At 58.6% G+C, this 19,454-nt stretch carries 15 protein-coding genes and 2 pseudogenes; 7 read left to right on the top strand and 10 right to left on the bottom strand.

Annotated features, from left to right (window positions below; translation table 11 throughout):
- Window positions 1-2: 2 nt before the first annotated feature.
- Window positions 3-473 (top strand): annotated as a pseudogene (locus HGP31_RS30535) (cytochrome ubiquinol oxidase subunit I); the annotation flags it as partial.
- Window positions 459-875: a cytochrome ubiquinol oxidase subunit I gene (locus HGP31_RS30530; RefSeq protein WP_240963561.1), complete on the top strand. Its 417-nt coding sequence runs from the start codon at window positions 459-461 to the stop codon at window positions 873-875. The pseudogene HGP31_RS30535 and the gene HGP31_RS30530, both read left to right, overlap by 15 nt.
- Window positions 876-1,072: 197 nt before the next feature.
- On the opposite strand, the gene HGP31_RS15660 is transcribed toward HGP31_RS30530, so the two are convergent.
- Both HGP31_RS15660 and HGP31_RS15655 read right to left on the bottom strand, forming a co-directional pair.
- A complete protein-coding gene (locus tag HGP31_RS15660; protein WP_020799224.1) occupies window positions 1,073-1,507 on the bottom strand; it encodes a hypothetical protein in 435 nt (144 codons plus the stop codon).
- A 1,931-nt stretch (window positions 1,508-3,438) separates the two neighbouring features.
- Window positions 3,439-4,119: a class I SAM-dependent methyltransferase gene (locus HGP31_RS15655; RefSeq protein WP_033044633.1), complete on the bottom strand. Its 681-nt coding sequence runs from the start codon at window positions 4,117-4,119 to the stop codon at window positions 3,439-3,441.
- Window positions 4,120-4,246: 127 nt separating this feature from the next.
- Here HGP31_RS15655 and HGP31_RS30720 point away from each other — a divergent pair, with 127 nt between their 5' ends.
- Window positions 4,247-4,381 carry a hypothetical protein gene (locus HGP31_RS30720; protein ID WP_020800447.1) on the top strand — a complete coding sequence of 45 codons (135 nt, stop codon included), beginning with the start codon at window positions 4,247-4,249 and terminating at the stop codon, window positions 4,379-4,381.
- Between the two features lie 55 nt (window positions 4,382-4,436).
- Here the strand turns inward: HGP31_RS30720 and HGP31_RS15650 are convergent, their stop codons facing one another.
- Window positions 4,437-6,002 (bottom strand): methyl-accepting chemotaxis protein, encoded by a 1,566-nt coding sequence (locus HGP31_RS15650; RefSeq protein ID WP_151142085.1) that lies wholly within the window; start codon window positions 6,000-6,002, stop codon window positions 4,437-4,439.
- 273 nt (window positions 6,003-6,275) lie between these two features.
- Here HGP31_RS15650 and HGP31_RS15645 point away from each other — a divergent pair, with 273 nt between their 5' ends.
- The 4 genes from HGP31_RS15645 to HGP31_RS15630 all read left to right on the top strand — a co-directional run bounded on the left by HGP31_RS15645 (window position 6,276) and on the right by HGP31_RS15630 (window position 11,652).
- Entirely contained in the window at window positions 6,276-8,441 is a 2,166-nt protein-coding gene (locus tag HGP31_RS15645; RefSeq protein ID WP_168758149.1) for a methyl-accepting chemotaxis protein, read from the top strand.
- Between the two features lie 135 nt (window positions 8,442-8,576).
- Window positions 8,577-9,398: a transporter substrate-binding domain-containing protein gene (locus HGP31_RS15640; RefSeq protein ID WP_020800444.1), complete on the top strand. Its 822-nt coding sequence runs from the start codon at window positions 8,577-8,579 to the stop codon at window positions 9,396-9,398.
- Window positions 9,395-10,240 carry an amino acid ABC transporter permease gene (locus HGP31_RS15635; RefSeq protein WP_083349115.1) on the top strand — a complete coding sequence of 282 codons (846 nt, stop codon included), beginning with the start codon at window positions 9,395-9,397 and terminating at the stop codon, window positions 10,238-10,240. Before HGP31_RS15640 ends, HGP31_RS15635 begins: the two co-directional genes overlap by 4 nt.
- Window positions 10,241-10,278: 38 nt before the next feature.
- Window positions 10,279-11,652 carry an LLM class flavin-dependent oxidoreductase gene (locus HGP31_RS15630; RefSeq protein ID WP_168758148.1) on the top strand — a complete coding sequence of 458 codons (1,374 nt, stop codon included), beginning with the start codon at window positions 10,279-10,281 and terminating at the stop codon, window positions 11,650-11,652.
- Between the two features lie 138 nt (window positions 11,653-11,790).
- Here HGP31_RS15630 and HGP31_RS15625 read toward each other — a convergent pair whose 3' ends face one another.
- From HGP31_RS15625 to HGP31_RS15600, 7 genes and pseudogenes are all read right to left on the bottom strand, one after another.
- Entirely contained in the window at window positions 11,791-13,128 is a 1,338-nt protein-coding gene (locus HGP31_RS15625) for an MFS transporter (RefSeq protein ID WP_083349114.1), read from the bottom strand.
- A 265-nt stretch (window positions 13,129-13,393) separates the two neighbouring features.
- Window positions 13,394-14,182 (bottom strand): SDR family oxidoreductase, encoded by a 789-nt coding sequence (locus HGP31_RS15620; RefSeq protein WP_168758147.1) that lies wholly within the window; start codon window positions 14,180-14,182, stop codon window positions 13,394-13,396.
- A 447-nt stretch (window positions 14,183-14,629) separates the two neighbouring features.
- Window positions 14,630-14,716 (bottom strand): annotated as a pseudogene (locus HGP31_RS30780) (outer membrane lipoprotein carrier protein LolA); the annotation flags it as partial.
- 160 nt (window positions 14,717-14,876) lie between these two features.
- Window positions 14,877-16,424: an amino acid ABC transporter permease/ATP-binding protein gene (locus HGP31_RS15615; RefSeq protein ID WP_020801304.1), complete on the bottom strand. Its 1,548-nt coding sequence runs from the start codon at window positions 16,422-16,424 to the stop codon at window positions 14,877-14,879.
- A 63-nt stretch (window positions 16,425-16,487) separates the two neighbouring features.
- A complete protein-coding gene (locus tag HGP31_RS15610; protein WP_020801303.1) occupies window positions 16,488-17,282 on the bottom strand; it encodes an ABC transporter substrate-binding protein in 795 nt (264 codons plus the stop codon).
- Between the two features lie 46 nt (window positions 17,283-17,328).
- The gene (locus tag HGP31_RS15605) at window positions 17,329-18,399 is read right to left on the bottom strand and encodes an isopenicillin N synthase family dioxygenase (protein ID WP_168758146.1); all 1,071 of its coding nucleotides are present in this window, start codon (window positions 18,397-18,399) and stop codon (window positions 17,329-17,331) included.
- A gap of 14 nt (window positions 18,400-18,413) precedes the next feature.
- Window positions 18,414-19,265, bottom strand: a complete 852-nt coding sequence (locus HGP31_RS15600; protein ID WP_168758145.1) for a sugar phosphate isomerase/epimerase family protein — start codon at window positions 19,263-19,265, stop codon at window positions 18,414-18,416.
- Window positions 19,266-19,454 lie beyond the last annotated feature (189 nt).

Below are 19,454 nucleotides of genomic sequence, written 5' to 3'. Positions count from 1 at the left end.
TGATGGCGCTTGAAGCGCTTTGGCTGTGGCGCCGGCAAAAGATCTTCCTGGACGTCTACCGCTATTGGCTGAAAGTGTTTGCCCCCACCGTGGCGGTGGGCACGGCGTCGGGGCTGATCCTGGAGTACCAGTTCGGGCTCAACTGATCGCGGCTGTCGACCCAGGCGGGAGACACCCTCGGCCCGTTGATTTTCTGCGAAGTGCTGGCGGCCTTTTTTCTGGAGGCGTGTTTTCTTGGCATCATGTTGTTCGGCATGAAGAAGGTCGGCCCGCGCCTGCATTTTTTTGCCACTTGCGCCGTCGCCATCGGATCGCTCTTCAGTGCCTTCTGGATCCTGTCGGCCAACTCCTGGATGCATACACCCGCCGGTTACGCCATTGGCGCAGATGGACGCTTCATTGCACGGGATTGCTGGGCAATCATCTTCAATCCTTCCTTCCCTTATCGGCTTGCGCACATGACCTTGGCCGCGTTTCCTGGTCTCGCGACACTACTGGCCGGCGTCAGTGCCTGGCAGCTGTTGCGTGCGGATTCGCTGTACCTGCGGCATGACCTGAGTAGCACCATCGCCGCCCTCGACGAATTCCCGCCCCAGGACATCCCCCCTGTGCACGGTGTTCTTTGCTTTTCGCGTCATGGTCGGCCTGGGCCTGTTGATGTTGGGGCAGGGCGTGGCCAGCCTGGTCCTGCGTGGCGACATCGCCTGTATGCCACGCGCTGGATGTACAGGTGGAGTGTCGGGATGACCTCGGCTGGATTCCTCGCGATGTTGAGTGGGTGGACAGCGACAGAGGTTGGCCGCCAGCCGTTCACCGTTTATGGATTGCTGCGCACGGCGGACAGCCTGTCAGCGGTTTCCCGGGACAGGTGGTAGGCGCGACATGGACAATCCTGGCGTTCTACCTGGTGATCTTCGGCGTGGGCCTGTGGGTGCTGCTGGCAGTGTTGGCGTGCCTTGGAGAGCGACAAACAACGTATGGGAGATTAGCTTGGCGGTTGGCGCATTGGGGTGAGCAGGTCAACAATCGATTTGCCTGTCGCCTGCCCCCGATTTTCTGGCTGCCCAATGTGTCAGCGCAGTAAGAGTCCCGCGGCCCTGGCTCGCAAAGCCATTACCAGATTGGCTGGCATTTTTTTGATTTCTTCAGGCCAGAGCGCCAGATGCCCCCGAAATTCTCTCGACTCATCGTCGAATTTTGAAATATCAGCAAGCACGAAGCTGTATCGACTGAGGTAAGCCGCAGACAAATCATCGGCCAACGCCCGCGCAGGCTCGCCGGCTAACGCCAGGCACCATTGGGCAATTTCAACGATTCGTTCACTGGGCGTACGCGGCGCCACACCGTGTAGGAAGTTCAGGATGTATTGGTTGTAGAGCAGCGCGCCTTGCTCGGGCTCTTCCGTAGGGTTTCCGGGGCAATGTCGTCGTTCCCAGGGAAGCATGTAGACCATTTTGTCCAGCGCAGTCTGAAGAACATAATCCGACGGCTTAACCAATCGATGCATAATCTTCTCCGGATAAAAAAACGGTTTAGCTATGGTAGCTCATCCATGGAAGCCAATAGCCTGTATGAAGAAATTTGGGGGAAATATCCGTTGTTGCGGTAATGGCCACTTAGAGTTTGGGCCTTACGGCGGCTTACTTTTCCAAACGTGGGAACGCCGGGCCAGCGAAAAACTGGGCAACAGGCTCTTGGTTTGACGGGGTACCCAAATCCAGAGCTAAAGCGAGGCGGCCTTAAAGCCGACCTGACTTTTTCGGGTGCACCTGGATGATCGTTCCCACGCTCTGCGTGGGAATGCCGCCAGGGACGCTCTGCGTTCCGCTGACGACGCATTAATTGAGCCGTGCACGACGGTGATGCGGGGCGTCACAGGAAGCCCTGTGTGGAATTGGTTGCCTGCGTACATATCCATTGCTGCGGTAACGGCGGCTTATGGTTTCGCTTTTACAGCGACTCCCTTTTTCAAACACCAAAAAGGAAGCAAAAGGCTTTGCCCCACCACTCGGTGCCTCGCTGGGGCTCGGCATGCCCTCTCTCCGGCATTGCTCCGTGGGTCGCCGCGATGGGCCATCCCTGGCCCAGCGCGGCTAAACCGGCGTCCTGCCGGTTTACCCACTGCGCAATGCCTGCGTTCGGCCATCGTGGTTAATGGGGCGCTCGCGATCAACAGCAAAGCGAGGCGGCCTTAAAGCCGACCTGCTTTTGGTGATGCCTGTGTTTTGATCGTTCCCACGCTCTGCGTGGGAATGCCGCCAGGGACGCTCTGCGTTCCGCTGACGACGCATTAATTGAGCCGTGCACGACGGTGATGCGGGGCGTCACAGGAAGCCCTGTGTGAAATTGGTTGCCTGCGTACATATCCATTGCTGCGGTAACGGCCTCCTATGGTTTCGCTTTTACAGCGACTCCCTTTTTCAAACGCCGGAGTGCCGGCCCAGCAAAAAGGAAGCAAAAGGCTTTGCCCCACCACTCGGTGCCTCGCTGGGGCTCGGCATGCCCTCTCTCCGGCATTGCTCCGTGGGTCGCCGCGATGGGCCATCCCTGGCCCAGCGCGGCTAAACCGGCGTCCTGCCGGTTTACCCACTGCGCAATGCCTGCGTTCGGCCATCGTGGTTAATGGGGCGCTCGCGATCAACAGCAAAGCGAGGCGGCCTTAAAGCCGACCTGCTTTTGGTGATGCCTGTGTTTTGATCGTTCCCACGCTCTGCGTGGGAATGCCGCCAGGGACGCTCTGCGTTCCGCTGACGACGCATTAATTGAGCCGTGCACGACGGTGATGCGGGGCGTCACAGGAAGCCCTGTGTGAAATTGGTTGCCTGCGTACATATCCATTGCTGCGGTAACGGCCTCCTATGGTTTCGCTTTTACAGCGACTCCCTTTTTCAAACGCCGGAGTGCCGGCCCAGCAAAAAGGAAGCAAAAGGCTTTGCCCCACCACTCGGTGCCTCGCTGGGGCTCGGCATGCCCTCACTCCGGCATAGCTTCGTGGGTCGCCGCGATGGGCCATCCCTGGCCCAGCGCGGCTAAACCGGCGTCCTGCCGGTTTACCCACTGCGCAATGCCTGCGTTCGGCCATCGTGGTTAATGGGGCGCTCGCGATCAACAGCAAAGCGAGGCGGCTTTAAAGCCGACCTGCTTTTTAGGTGATTCCTGTGTTTTGATCGTTCCCACGCTCTGCGTGGGAATGCCGCCAGGGACGCTCCGCGTTCCGCTGACGACGCATTAGTTGAGCCGTGCGCAACCGTGATGCGGAACATCACAGGATGAAAACGATCAGGTCAGTCCGCCTCGCATAGCTTTTGCTCTACATTGGCTTTTTGAAGGTTCTGCCCAGTGGGGGCGAGTTCATACACCCAGTCCAAATATGCTGCCATCTGCTGCGCAGGACCTGCGGCCCTGGCTCGGCCACACGATGAAACTGGAAAAAATCCTCTAAACAAAACCATCCCGCCGCTCAGCCACCAACAGCAACGACTGCGGCGCTGGGCTTTGCGGGTGCTGCGGCTCTTGTAGCCCCGCCAGCCGGAACCCGGCCATGTCCAGCGCATTGAACCAACTGGACAAGGTTCGCAAGTACCACGGCATCGGTTGCCACTGCCCCTCGAATCCGCCGAAGGTCTCTTCCCGCCAGCCGTCCTGATAGTCGCCCGCAGCCACGGTCCATGGATGCAGCGTCTGGATCACCAGCGCGCCGCCGGGGGCGAGCAGGGCGTTCATGGCTGCGAGCAAGGGGATGATGTCCTGGTGCAGCAAGGCGAAGTTGGCGCAGATCAGGTCGTAGTCGCTGCCGATTGAAACCTTCGAATCCACCAGCTCTTCATAACTGGCCAGGTACACCGTTGAGGCACCGGCCGCCCGCGCTGACTCGACGAGCGTAGCGTCGCCGTCCACGCCGACGACCTCGATGCCTCGTTCCGCCAATGCACGCAACAGCCAGCCCTCGCCACAACCGAGGTCAAGCACGCACTCGGGTTGGCGGCCCATTATCGCCAGCAGGATGGCCTGGTCAGTGACATTGCGGCGGCTTTCAATGGCGCCGGTGCGCACGGCTTCGATCCAGGCGTGGGCGTTGTGGTGCCAGCTCTGGAGGAGTGTGGTTTCGTCGGCAGGCATGGCAATGTCCGAAGTGGTGGGGCTGGATAGAAGCATAGGACAGGTGAACGCAGACCATTGGTCCTACTGCGGCTGATTGGGACAATGCGCCCTGTGCGTTGTCGAATGGAGTGACAAGCAAAGGTGCATGAGCTGGACGTTGTCGCACCCGCGTTTTGCAATCCTGTTCAGATTGAGAGGTGGACTGATGAACAACATAATCTACATCGTCGGGGTGGTGGTGATCGTCGCGGTGGTCCTGTCGTTCCTTGGGTTTGCATAGCTGGCGTCAACGGGCACCAGCGACGGTCTGAGACAGTCCGTCGCTGAGCTTTAGGTTATCGGTTAAATCGCTCGGCCAGGCTGTGCAGGTACTCGGCCATCCCTTCGAGATCCTGGCTGATGGCCGCGCCTTGCTTGGCCTGCCCCGCACTGTGATCGCACAGTTGAGCAATTCGCGTGATCTGTTGATTGATATCTTCGGTCACGTGACTTTGCTCTTCCGACGCCGACGCCATCTGCTGGCTCATATCGGTGATCCGGCTGACGGCCTGGCTGATACCGACCAAGGCAGCCTGCACCGCCTCGACACGCTGCATGCTGTCGCGAGAAATCTGTTCACCCCGGGTGGCCGTCGTGACTGCGCGATCGGCACCGATGTGCAGGGAAGCGATGATGCCGTGGATCTGTTCGGTTGAGGTGCGGGTGCGTTGGGCAAGGGATCGCACCTCATCGGCAACCACGGCAAAACCGCGACCTTGCTCACCTGCCCGGGCCGCCTCGATCGCCGCATTGAGCGCCAGCAGGTTGGTTTGTTCAGCAATCGACGTGATGACATCCACGACGCTGCCGATCGACTGCGTCTCGCTCGCCAACGCATTGACTGCTTGGGCGATTTCGTTGACGGCGGCGTTCATGGCCTCCATGGCGCGCAGGCTTTGTCCGGCCAACTCGCTGCCGTCCCTGGTCAACTGGTCAGCCTCGCAGGCGGCATGCGCGGTGCTGATGACGTTTTGCGTCACTTGCTGGTTGGTGGCCGCCATCTGTGAGATGGCGGCGGCGGACTGATCGGTTTCGCTGCGCTGGCGGTCAAGTGCCTGCGCTTGCAAGCCGGACAACTCGGATGATTGCGCCGCCTTGGCCTTTACACTGACCCCGGCATCCACGAGCCGACTCAAGGCTGTCTGCAAGCGGGCTTTCTCACTGAGCATGGCCATGTCCAGTTGCCCCTGGGGACCATGGTTATCGCTGTAGGTGAGTGCGACCAAGCGGTCGGCAAAAGCTTTCGGATGCTCGGCCAGGGTGCGCTGTATGGCGTTGCGTTGTCGGGACACGATCAGGAACCAGGCAATCCCCAGGCTCACTACCAGCACCCCTTGGGCCGCCGCTTTTTCCAGCCACTGATCAGCCAGCAGTGAAACCGTGGTTGCCATCAGTAATGGCCAACCCTGTTGCAGCGGCCGGAAAATCCGCGCACTCAGCGCGACGATCGGCTTGCCGGCGCGCATCCTTGCATAAAGCGCGCTTGCCCTGCGCACCTGGTCGCGAGTGGGCACCGAACGAACCGACTCGTAACCGCTCAGGCGGCCGTTTTCATAGATGGGCGTGACGTAGGCACTGACCCAATAGAAATCACCATTCTTCGCACGATTTTTCACAATCCCCATCCAGGGCTTGCCTTGCTTGATGGTGTGCCACATATGCACGAATACCCCGGGCGGCATGTCGGGGTGCCGGACCAGATTATGCGTCTGACCAACCAGTTCGTCGTAGGTGAAACCGCTGATGTCGACAAACGCGTCATTGCAGTAAGTGATTCGGCTATCGAGATCGGTGGTGGAGATCAGGCGTTGATCGGCGGGGAATAATCTTTCATGGTCGGTTACGGGCAAATTCACACGCATAAAATGCGATCCCTATACGGATTTTTATTATGGTCTGGAACAGGTAAATCAAAAAATACGCGATGTGTTCTACGCGTATCCCGCGAGCGCCGACCCCGCATCGGACGACACTTTCTTTTCATTTGATGACAGGGGTGCCCTGCGTTTTTCTCGGCCTACAAAACCGGTGCCCAAGTCAACCTTACTCCTTTCCATGAGTTGGTTAGCCTGCTCACGAATTGGCCTGGTATTTGCTATCAATTAGCCATCTGAGTGTCGCAATGGACGAAGTAGATGTCGCTATCAAGTAATTTCATGCAATTGTCCGCCAACGAAAAACGCTGGCTACCCTGGTTCGGCAAGACTGGAAAACTCACGATGGGCTGGTCGTGCTGGCTCAATCGCTCGGCTTATCCGGTGATCGAGCAAACCTTCGAAGCCATCGCTGAAACCCGAGTGCAGTTGCTGCAGAACTGGACGCGCGAGAAGTGGGAGCACCTGGCGGAGCTGGCGGAACACCTGAGTGCTGATTTCGCCAGCCTCGACAGCACTTCATTGGTGGACAAGCTCGTCCAGGCGGAGGATTTTTCGGAGTTGTTTGTCGTTGACGCCAGCGGCAGTGTCATCGTTTCAACCTGGAGCCAGCGCGGCAAAGCTCGGCTGGAGCACACCCGCGCATTGGCGCAAGGATTGAAGGCGCCGTTCCTTCATGGCCCTTACAGCGATCTGCTGACCTTGCAAATCGGCCCCTCGTTTTCGCGCTTCTTTGATGAAGTCACGCTGATGTTCTATCAGCCCCTGAGGGTCGATGGAAAAGTCCTGGGCTGCCTCTGCGGCCGCATACCCAACGATGTGTTGGGCGATCTTATCCAGCGTGAGGCCGGGCACATTTTTGCCGAGTCGGGTGACAATTACCTGTTCATGGCGCAATCGCGTTTCGATCCCGCCATTGAGCCCGGTACCGCATTGTCACGCTCACGTTTCGAGGACGGCACCTTCAGCCACGGTGAAAATCTGAAGAGTGGCGTACACACCCCCTGGAAGACCGTGCAGATCCAGCGGCACACCGAGCTTGAGCTGCGCTTCACCGACCCGGCGACGCAACAACTGCACCCCGGCGTACGCGAGACTATCCGCAAGGGCTCCAACCTCTTCGTGACGTATCCCGGTTACTCCGACTACCGGCACATTCCAGTGGTGGGCAAGGGCGTTACCTTCCAGTTGCCAGGGTCACCGGACCGCTGGGGCATGATGTGCGAGGCCGACCTGGAGGAGGTCTACCGCCGGCGCTCGCTCAGCCACGGCTTGATGAAGCCCTACATCGCGACCATGACTGGACTCTTCGCCTGTAATTTCCTGGTCCAGCATTACAGTGGCCTGGACCAGGGCATGATTGATACCGTCGAGGTCTTGAGCATGGCTGGCGCCGCGCTCCTGTTCAGCCGGCTCGGGCCCAAGCGCCTGGCGGCAAGGTTGAACGAGATGACAGGCGTGATCCGGACCATTGCCGAAGGCGAGGGTAACCTGCGTCAGCGCCTGGACATCAAGCGCATGGCCAATGATGAGACGGGCGACATGGGGCGCTGGATCAACAGTTTCATCGACCATCTGGACTCGGTGGTAGGGCAAGTGGTGAAGGCCAGCAGCAGCGTCGGCACCACCAATCAGATGATGCTCGGACGCAGCCAGCAAGCCAGTGACACTTCCAGCGAAGTCTCCGAAGCGGTGCATCGCATGATGCTGATCGTCGAAGACCAACTGGGCGAGATCCAGCAGGCTTCTGCCAGCGCCGAACAAATGAAACAGGCGATGGATGAAGTTGTTACCCGTGCCCGCGAGCAATTTCTGGCCGTGCAGCAAGGCACACAATCCATTCGCGATGTGGTCGAACGTTCTTCATCGAGCGTGCAGTTGCTCGACAGCAGGATGACCCAGATCGGCAAGATCACCGGCCTGATCAGCGACATCACCAACCAGACCAATCTGCTGGCGCTCAATGCGGCCATCGAGGCCGCACGCGCAGGGGAACATGGGCGAGGTTTTGCAGTGGTCGCCGACGAGGTACGCAGCCTCGCTTCACGCACCTCCCGGGCGGCCGATGATATTCGGCAGATGGTCGAAGGCCTGCAGAACGAAACGCAAAAAGCCGTCAGCTTCATGGAGGAGGGCGTCAAGGACGTCGATAACAGCCTGCGCTTGGCCGAGGATGCCTCTTCGGAAAACGTGCAGCTGCATCAGGCGGTAGAGAGCATGTTTGCGATCATCCAGCAGCTCAATACTCGTAGCCTCGACTGCGGCCAGACGATCAAGAAGGTCGACCACTGCTCCACGCAAATGCGCCAGACCGTGGTGGTGCTGCAAAACAGTGCCGAAACGGTCAGGCTCAATGCCAATAAACTGCAGAAGCTGGTGGGGCAGTTCGAGGTGAGCGGCAATGGCGCGAGAGTAGCGGCTGTTTGAGTCCGTACGCCGGTGTATTCGGTGCTGATTGATATACCTTGAAATGAGCCTGTTATTCCATAAAACAAGTACTAACGATTTTTATATTGCGTTTTAATCTAATCAGTTATTTTCGATTGATTGGAGTACTTGTCTTTGAAAAGCAAAGCGTTTTTACCCCTTGGCCTGGCCTTGCTGACTCTCTGCTCAACAGCGTCCGCAGGGGCCATCCTTGATCGCGTCACGCAAAAAGGCGAGTTGACCGGCGTCCTGATGGAGAGTTATCCGCCGTTCTCTTTTCTCAACGAGCAAAACCAGTTGGACGGGTTTGACGTGGATGTGGCCAAGGCGGTTGCCCAACGTCTTGGCGTGAAGCTCAAGCTGGAAACACCATCCTGGGATGTCATCGCCGCCGGTCACTGGAACGGTCGTTATGACATCTGCGTGTGCTCGATGACGCCGAGCAAGGCCCGCGCCGAAGTATTCGATTTCCCTGTCGAATACTACCAGTCGCCGGCGGTGATCGTGGTGAATGCCAGTGACAACAAGATCACGGCAGGCAAGGATTTGTCTGGCAAAAAAATCGGGGTGATCAGCGCCTCGACATATGAAGCCTACCTGAACAAGGACCTGGTGATCGAAGGTGCCGAAGACAAGCCTTTGAGTTTTCCTTTCGATAATGTCCAGGTGGCGCCGTACGACAACGAGACCGTTGCCTTCCAGGACCTGGCACTGGGTACAGGCGTGCGCCTTGACGCGATGGTCACCAACCTGATCACGGCCCGCGAGCGTATCGCCCAGGACCCTCGCTTCAAGATTGCTGGCGATGCGCTGTATGCCGAACCGAACGTGGTGGCGATTGAAAAGGGCGATGCGCAATGGAACGCCAAGGTGACCGAAGTCATTGGCCAACTGAAGGCTGACGGAACGCTGGGCAACATTTCGCAGAAGTGGATCGGTGCCGACATCAGCCAATGACAGCCCAGAACCCATACCCGGCCAAAGCGACGGTGGCCGCCGAAACCGAGAAGCGTCGTGTTCACCTGTTATCGGGATTTCGCACGCGCCTGTATCTGACGTGGGCGACGCTGTTGGGATTGTGCGTCATGTTTTTCATGAGCTTCGATCTGAAGTTCTCGATCATTCTGGAGAAGTTGCCGAATCTGCTTGGGCTGCACCTGGGGCCGAACGGTTTCCTGCAAGGCGCCGCGCTGACGTTGTTCCTATGCTTGTGTTCGATCTGCCTGTCCTTGCTGCTGGGCTTCGTGACGGCGCTTGCACGACTGTCACGCAGCGCAGTGGCTTACGGCATCGCCAGTTTCTATGCCTCTTTTTTTCGCGGCACGCCGCTGCTGATCCAGATCCTGCTGATTTACCTGGGCTTGCCGCAACTGGGCGTCGTACCTGGCGCTATCAGTGCGGGGATCATTGCGCTTTCGCTTAATTACGGGGCTTACCTCAGCGAGATCTTTCGTGCCGGTATCCAGGCGGTAGCCCCCGGACAACGGGAAGCGGCGATGGCGTTGGGCCTCAGGCCGGCAGCGACTTTTTTGCACATCATCTTGCCGCAAGCGATGCGCACGATCATCCCTCCGACAACCAGTCAGTTCATTTCAATGCTCAAGGACTCATCGCTGATCTCAGTGATGGGTGTGTGGGAGGTCATGTTCCTGGCGCAGTCCTATGGGCGTTCTTCTTATCGCTACATCGAAATGCTCACCACCGCCGCCGTCATCTATTGGTTGCTGTCCATCGGGCTTGAACTGATCCAGCACCGCCTTGAACGCCACTACGGCAAAGGTTTCAAGAACCCGCGTTGATGTTTCGCCCCCCGTTTCTTACTTAATCAGGAACCACGATGTCCGATCCAACTCCTCTTCTGTTTGCGCTCTATGAGCAAGCCAGCGTGGGCTGTGGCGGTGCGCCAAGCCTTTGGACTCACCCGGCTGATGAACGCCTGGCAATCAATTCCCTCGGCTACTGGTCGAACCTGGCGCGCATTGCTGACCAGGCGCACCTCGACATGCTGTTTTTTGGCGATGTACTGGGTTTCTACGACGTGTTTGGCGGCAACGCTGATGCGGCGATGAAATGGGCCGTTGAAGCACCGGCCAATGACCCGCTGATGATCATCCCGGCGTTGGCCGCCGTCACGCAGAACCTGGCCTTTGGCGTTACCGTGACCACCAGCTACGAACATCCCTTTACCCATGCCCGACGCTTCAGCACCCTGGATCACCTCACCAATGGCCGGGTCGGCTGGAATATCGTCACTTCATACCTGTCCAGCGCCGCCCGCAACTTCGGCCTGGAGCAAATGATCAAGCACGATGACCGGTATGAGCGCGCCGAAGAATTCCTGGATGTGGCCTACAAACTCTGGGAGGGCAGTTGGGCCGACGACGCTGTGGTCGCGGACAAGACGCGCCAACTCTACGCCCGGGGCGAGCGCGTGCGTGCGATCAATCATGCGGGTGAGCATTACCGCGTGGCCGGGCCGCACCTGACCTCGCCATCGCCACAACGCACGCCGTTGCTGATCCAGGCGGGCTGGTCGGGGCGCGGTCGTGAATTCGCCGCCAAACACGCCGAGTTGATTTTCGTTGCCAAGTCCAACCCCCAGGAGATTCGCTTGGGGCTGGAGGAAATCCGGGCCAAGGCCCAGGCACGCGGTCGTCACCGTGACGATGTAAAGTCGCTGACGGTGTTGCGTATTGTCACCGCTAAAACAGAAATCGAAGCCCAGCGCAAATATGACGAGTTGCAAAGCAACTATCACCTGCAGGCACAGCTTGTGAGTTACGCGGGTGATACCGGTATTGATATCGGCCGCTACGCCGACAATGAGGCACTGTCCACCCACACCGAAGGCATGACTTCCTACGTGGTGCATCCCGATGGCAGTGGCAAACCCTTGACCGCAGGTGACGTCAAACAGCGTTTCGCCAAGGTAACCCGAGGCAGCGATCTTATCCTGGTGGGCACGCCACAACAGGTGGCCGAGCGCATCGAGGAGCATGCCCGAATCTCCGGCACCAGCGGCTACATGCTTAACCCGCTGATCAGTCCCGGCAGCCTTGAGGATTTCGTTGAACTGGTCATCCCCGAGTTGCAAAAGCGCGGGCTATACCGCACCCGGCCGCAAAGTGGCACCTTGCGTTCACGGTTGCGCGCCGACGGTTCGAGTCATTTGCCTGCCTCGGCTTATGGCGCCTCGTTCCGTTTTGACTGAGTGTTGCAGGCGGATGCGCAGTTGAGGTCAAACGGCACATGCGCCTGCACCCCGGTTGCCAGCGTCGTCATCGCCTGGCGATGAAAGGAACGCCCCCGCGCGATGGCGCCGGGGCGCGATTGTGTTGGTCCTTGTCCTTCAATGCGCCGCGACAGGTTGGCTAGCCGGTGCATCGGCTTGGGTGCGAATGATCAAGAGTGCTGCCGCTGCTATCGCCAACGGCACGATCAGCGCTGAGTAATAACCGGCAGGACCTCCGTGCTCCAGAAACCAGCCGCCGCTTGCCGATCCGATGATGGCGCCCACCCGGCCCAGTCCAATCGCCCAGCCGGTTGCGGTTGCCCGCAATGCGGTGGGATACGCCTGGGCAACCATGTAGTTCAAGACGATTTGCTGCCCACCAATGCCCAGGCCTGCGAGACCTGCGAGGGTGAATACCAGCGCCCAATGGGTGCCACTGTTCGCCAGGCCCAGGCACAGGGCAATACCGAACACAAACAAGGCCAGCAGCAATAGCCGAACGTTGATTTTTGGCAAGATGATCGACAGCGGAATGGCACACACGACAAACACGGCGTTGACCGCAACAGTGCCCATGGGTGCCTGCTCTGCCGGCAGTCCCGTTGCTTTGAGAACAGTGGGTAGCCAGGATAGGAACATGAACCATGCCACCCAGTTGAAAAGGTAGACCGTCCATATGCCAAAGGTATTGCGCGCCAGGCCGCCAGAGAACAGGGAGGTGACGCTGGTTTTTACATCGACCTCCGGGACGCTGTAGGTGCTGCCCGGGAGCGTTGGGTTCCTGGTGATGCTGGCGACAATTTTCCCGATCTTCTCAACGCTGCCATGGGTCCGTTGCCGGGTCAGGAAATACAACGACTCCGGCAGTGCGAACATCAAGACCACCACCAGTACCAGTGGCACGATACCGCCAACGGCAAAGATGCCTTGCCATCCAATCGAGGGCAGCATTTTCGCAGCCAGCAATCCGCCAAGAATGGCGCCAGCGGGCAAACCGAGCAGGACCGTGGTCATGATCGTGCCGCGTTGTCTTGCGCTGCCATACTCGGCGGCGAGCGAGAGAACCACGGGTGTCGCACCGCCCATGCCAAGCCCGGCGATAAAGCGCAAGACCAGGATCTGCTCGGTAGTCTGGGCAAATGCCGTTGCCAGGGAGGCGAAACCGAACAAGGCAACCGACCCGATAATGGCGGGCCGGCGGCCGAATTTGTCGCCCATCAGGCCCAGTACCATGGCACCGAGCACCATGCCGACAATTCCGGCGGTCAGTATGGGCGCCAAGGCGCCTGCGCCGAGTCCGAATGCCTCAGTGATCGAGGGACCGGTGAAGGCAATGGCTTGGGTATCGAATCCATCAAGAATGGCGACGAAAAAACAAAGGGCGAAAACCCGCCACTGAAAAGAGCTGACTCGAGTGCTATCGATCAGCTCGGGAATTGAATAATGAGTGCTCATGACTGCTCCAATCAGTAAGGCATTTTTTATAGTTTTTACGCACAGGCAGACCCTGCCTGATCACAGGCTAAGTGTGATGTCCTGTGGGGTCTAATATCATTTTGGTGCTAATCGATACCTTGGAGGTATGGTAGGCAGGCGCCAGCGAGGCACTTGTCATTGAAAAGATTTACGGGCTGAAGAAAAACAAGCGCAGTTCGAAACTGCGCTGTAGTGACGGGTCTGAGCGAAGGGCGAAAGCATCCAGGCCAGTGTGCCTGCCATTTTATTGGCTGGAGCGAATGGCCCCTCCATCAATCAACAGATTCTGCCCGGTCAGATAGCCCGCATGACTGCTGCACACGAAGGCGCAAAGAGCGCCGAACTCCTCGGGTGAGCCGAAGCGTTTAGCGGGAATTTCGCTACGGCATTCGTCGAGGAATGCTTCACTGTCCTGGCCCAGTTCCTGCGCGGCAGCGACCAGGTTGTCACGCAGGCGATCGGTGTCGAACGAGCCCGGTTGCAGGTTGTTGATCGTCACGTTACGGCTGGCCAGGTTTTCCTGCCGGGCAAGCCCTGCGATAAACCCTGTGAGCCCACTGCGTGCGCCGTTGGACAGGCCCAGGCTTTCGATGGGCGACTTGACCGCACTCGAGGTGATGTTGATGATGCGGCCGAATCCGCGGGATGCCATGCCGTCTACCGTTGCCTTGATCAACTCGATAGGGGTCAGCATGTTGGCGTCGAGCGCCTTGAGCCAGGCATCGCGGTTCCAGTCGCGGAAATCCCCGGGAGGAGGGCCTCCAGCGTTGTTGATCAAGATGTCGAAATGCTCATGGGCCGCGAGGGCTGCCGCACGCCCCTCTGGTGTTGCAATGTCGCCGGCGATGGCGATCACAGTCACTTCAGGATTCAACGACCTGAGCTGACGGGCCGTTTCATTCAGTGCCTGTTCGCCTCGGGCAGTGATCACCACGTTCACGCCTTCGCTGACGAGTGCCTGGGCGCAGGCTTTACCCAGGCCTTTGCTGGCAGCGCACACCAGCGCCCAGCGTCCTGCTATTCCAAGGTTCATGCGTGTGTTCCTGTAAGAAAAAAGCTCAAGTGAAGGGGCAATACTGTTCACTCAAGCATGGGGTTGTAGTTAAGAACTGGATTGGGTGTGTATCCATTCCTGCGGTAACGGCCACTTATGATTTCGCCCTTACGGCGACTCCCTTTTTCAAGCGCCGGTACGGACCGGACACATGGTTAACGGGGCGCCAAAAACAAAGCGAGGCGGCCTTGTAGCCGACCTGATCTTTGCGGATACCCCCAATCCCCTGTGGGAGCCAGCCTGCTGGCGATTGACGTTAACGATAACGCGCCCCGTCTGGATGAACGCGGTGCCTGGAAGTCCATCGCGAGCAGGCTGGCTCCCACAATGGGATCGCAGACACACCTGCAATCAGGTCGGCGATAAGGCCGCCTCGCTTTTGCTTTTGCTTTTGCTTTTGATTTTCTTGCCCCTCGCGGCGGGCCCTGTAGGAGCGAGCATGCTCGCGAAAAACCTGAGGGCTCCACGGGGTGTCAGGCTCCCCGCGTCATCGTTGACCACCATCGCGAGCATGCTCGCTCCTACAGGCCGGGCGGCGTTCCGTTTTTCCAAGTGACCCGCTGTAAAAGCGGAATCCTAGGTGGCCGTTACCGCAGGAATGGATATACACCCAATCCAAACCCGCTGCGCCCCAACCTAAAGTGAACAGCATTACAAGAAAGGGGCTGTCTATTCATGCAAGATCCACCGTTGCAGACGGTCTTGGCGATCGTGCCGCAATCCCCATGAAGCGCCGCACCCGCTCTCCTTGGGCATCGCACAGGATGGTTTCAGGTGCAGCATCGAGTTGGATATTACCGTTTTCCATGAAGATCACCCGGTCGGAGATCGACATGGCAAAGTCCATTTCGTGGGTCACGATCAGCATGGTCATGCCTTCCCTGGCCAGGTCGCGGATCACGTTCAGCACGTCGTTGACCAGTTCAGGGTCGAGGGCTGAGGTCGGCTCGTCGAACAGCATGATCTGCGGTTCCATGGCCAGGGCCCGGGCGATCGCCACACGTTGTTGCTGTCCGCCGGAGAGCTGGTGCGGGTACTTGTGGGCATGGGCCAGCAGGCCGACCTTGTCCAGCAGCGCATACGCACGATGTTCACTCAGCTCGCCCGGCTGGCCGTGGTAACGCGGTGCCAGGGTGACGTTGTCGAGAATGGTGCGGTGCGGAAACAGGTTGAAGTTCTGGAACACCATGCCGATGTGCCGCACGCCTTTGCGCAGGCGGGCGCTGTTGGGTTTGTCCGAGGCTTCGATGAATGTTTCGCCGAACAACAGGATATCGCCGCTATCGATGCTTTCCAGGCCATTGACCGTGCGGATCAGCGACGTCTTGCCGGAGCCGGATGGCCCGATGATCGAGACCACCTGGCCGTAGTCGACACTCAGGTCGATACCCAGCAGCACTTTGTGCGTGCCGTAGCTCTTCTGGATGTTCTTCAATTGCAGGATAGGCGTCGCGTTGTTGCCGGCTGCCTTGCGCGCACTGTCGGGCAAGGCTTCGGCGCAGGCCTTGAACTTGGCCACGGCGGCGTCATCGAGGGTGTGCGGCTTGCGGAAGTTAAGGTCCAGGTAGCGCTCCAGGCGCTGCAGGAAAAAGCCGAACACGGTGACGATCAACACGTAGTACACGCCGACCGCCGCCAGGGTTTCCATGACCAGGAAGTTGGTGGCATAGAGGCGTTGGCCGACCGTGAGGATCTCGGTCAGGGAGATGACCGAGACCAGTGACGTAAGCTTGACCACTGTGATGTATTCATTGATCAGGGTCGGCAGCGAGATACGGAACGCCTGGGGGATCACGATCAAGCGCTGCATGCCGAACAGGCCGATACCCAGCGCGCGCCCGGCCTCCTTTTGCCCCTTGGCCACGGAGATCAGTCCACCGCGGTGGATTTCCGCCATGTACGCCGCTTCCGTGACCACCAGGGCCAGCAAGCCGGAATAGAAGGGGTTGGACAGGATCGGCCCGCTGCCGGGAAACAATTGCGGCAAGTTGTAGACGAAGACCACCAGCACCAGCAGCGGGATGCTGCGGAAGAACCAGATATAGACTGCTGCGGGAATGCGCAAAAAAGGCGAGTGGGACAGCTTGGCCGTGGCCAGGACAAAACCCAGCAGCATGCCGATGAACCAGGCCAGGGCACTGAGCTGGACCACCGTGACGCAGGCATTCCAGAAGTCTGGCAGGGAGAACAGGGAGAAGAAATACGACCAATCGAATTGCATGGGGCACCTCGATCTGCCGCCCCTAGCAGAGGCGGCAGATGACCAGACTACAAGGACAGGTTTTTAGTTTGAGGTCGGTTCTTCCAGGCCATATTTCTTGAGGATAGCGGCGTACTCACCGCTCTTTTTGGTTTCCTCGAAAGCCTTTTGCACAGCCTGGAAGGTTTCGTCGTTACCTTTCTTGACGAAAATGCCCAGGGTTTGTTGATAGATCGGGTGCTCAGTGGTGATCACGACCCGGCCATTGGTCTTTTCCGCGATCATTTTTGCCGCACCGGCGATTTCGACCTGGGCCTGGATGTTTTTGGACAACAGGGCCTGGGTCACTTCGGGTGCCGAGGGATACTCGCTGACGGTGATTGCGCCTTTGTTGTTGGGCACGCAGTACTCATCGGACAGCTTCCTGAATTCCTTGACCCAGGTCGTGCCCTGTTCCAGGCCCAGTTTCAGTCCGCACAGGTCTTCAGGCTTCTTCGCATTGATTTCGCTGCCCTTGGGCACCATGACCGCGGCACCGGTGTTGGCATACGCAATGGTCTGGGCCTGGGTCTGGCGCTCCGGCGTGATGTACATGCCGGAAATGATCGCGTCGTACTTGCCGGAGTTCAGGCCAAGGATCAGGCTGGGGAACTTGGTGTCGACGAACTCTGCCTTGGCGTTCATGTGCCTGGCCAGTGCCGCCGCCAGCTCGGGATCGGAGCCCACCACGTTTTTGTCCTTGTCATAGGACTCGAAGGGCGGGTAGGTGATTTCCATGCCGACCTTGAACGTGTCTGTCGCGGCCATGCTCACCGAGGCACCGAACATTGCGGCTGCCATTACAGCCAGGCCCAACACGGTTTTCTTATTGTTTTTCATTCTTACTGACTCCGGCGTAGGTAGGGGGTGAAGCTGAAAACTTCAATCAGGACGTTTGAGTCTGATTTTTCAGATGTCCGAAACTGGCGGGCTTGCGTGCCTTGCCTGGCAGTTGAACGTCCCCGTTGGCCACTCTCTGGCGCAGATACTGATAGGTCTGCAGCGCCTGGCCATACATGTGTTCGCCGATCGTGATCTCTTCGTAGTCGTTGCCAGCCTGGGCGAATCCTGGCAGCGGTTTGATCTGGGTGTGATAGTCGCAGGCATAGAACAGCGGGAAGGAGTAACGCTCCTCCTTCACACTGCGCACCCGGTGCGCCGTGGCAACGAATGCGCCCGCGGTCATCACTTCCAGCATGTCGCCGATGTTGACCACAAAGGCATCGGCAATCGGTGGTGCATCGATCCATTGTCCGAGGTTATTCATCACCTCAAGGCCCGGTTTGTCGGCCAGGAGAATGGTGAAGCACTCGTAATCAGTATGGGCGCCAAGTCCCGGTGCGTCATGGGCGGCCCCGTCGAACGGGTAGTGGATCAGGCGCAGTTTTGACGGCGGACGGGTGACCAGGCTGTCGAAATAGTTTTCTTCCAGGCCCAAGGTCAGGGCAAAGCCTGCGAACAGGCGCCGGCCCAAGGCGAAAATCGCTTCATAGTAGGCCTGCACCGCCGCCTTGAAACCTGGCAGCTGCGGCCAGTCGTTAGGTCCCAGCAGCGGCGTGTTGGCCAGCACCAGCGGGTCATCGGCCGGGACTTCGAAGCCGACGTCGAAGGCTTCCTTGTGGTCCGGCTTGCCTTTGGAATAAACCTCTTCGCCTTCGGGTACAAAACCCTTGTGGGTTTGCGAAGTGCCGATGTAGTGCTGCATCTTGGTGTCGAAGGGTTGGTCGAAAAAGTCCTTGGCCGCCTTGCGCAGGTTGGCGATCAGCTGCGGGTCGATGCCGTGATCGGTGATATAGAGAAACCCGACATCGCTGGCGGCGCGCCCCAATTGTTCGGCCACGGCCAGGCGGTGTTCCAGTTCAAAACTGAACAAGCCGGCGATGTTGACCACCGGGATGCTGTTGAAGTTGGCTTTGTGTGTGTCAGTGCTGAGGCTTTTATTTTTATTGTCAGGCATGACGCGTCGGCTCCCTAAGGATGGCTTGAGTGGTAGAAACGCTCGAAGTGTTCGCGCTCGGTCTGGCCCATCCACACGTTCAATGACCACAGATCGGCCACCGGGACATTAGTGAAGGGCAAATGATGCAAGTAGCCGTCGGCGCCGAATTCCGGGGTCAGGGTGCTGACCTGGTAACCGCGGGCTTGCTGCGAGCGCCAGATGCTTTCCCAGTGCTGCTGATGGAAAGCCAGTTCCTTGGCATATTCAGGGGCTGCCGGGTGCGGAACCTGTGGGCCCTGGTCATAGCCTACCCGGGCCTGGATATGGTGAACCCGCTCGACGAAAGCGCTCAGGTCATCGGCCGGATCATTCAACAGGCGCTCGCAGGTCACGACCCAATGGCTGATGTCACTGGTGAACAACAAGTCGGGCAGTTGCCGAATCAACTCCAGGGTTACCCAAGGGTTGAACAGCGACCGCGAGCGGTGGGTTTCAAAACTGCAGACCTGGCCGTGCTTGCGCGCCAATTCCAGTGCCTGACCGAAGAACTCCACTTGTTGCGGCAAGGCCCAGCGATCATTGCCTGCCAGCACGTTGACAAAACGCGGGCCGAGTTCGGCGGCCCAGGAAAGTTTGCGGTCGAGGTCATGGAGATGAAGGGCAGGGGACGCCGACTGGTCCGGCAGTACATCGTAGGCGGTGAAGATCGTGCTGATGTAGCCCAGGCGATTGGCCTGCAGAAAGGCTTTGAACTCAGCCCTTTCACGTGCATCCAGTGGCAGGCGTGCTTCCATCCCGTCAAAGCCTGCGTGCAGCAGCTCTTCAAGCGCCTGGGCCTTGCTGGCGGTGTAGCCCCACAACGTGCGGAAAATTTCCAGCTTCATCGGTGATCCTCGGCGAGTACGCTTGGGAGCCGATGTTAGGCATAGCTGGGGGCGTCAAAGAATCGGAAAACTCAAATCAACACTTCAGACTTTTATCAACAAATAGCTGGCTACTTATCGTGCCTTTCGAGGGGTATTCAAGAGGCGAGCAGGCGTCTACGTTAGGGATTAGCGAGAGGTGCCACTGTT

This window comes from Pseudomonas umsongensis, from assembly GCF_012647205.1.
Lineage (GTDB): Bacteria > Pseudomonadota > Gammaproteobacteria > Pseudomonadales > Pseudomonadaceae > Aquipseudomonas > Aquipseudomonas umsongensis.
The sequence above is the reverse complement of the archived record's forward strand: the minus strand, read 5'-3'. Positions and strand labels throughout refer to the sequence as shown.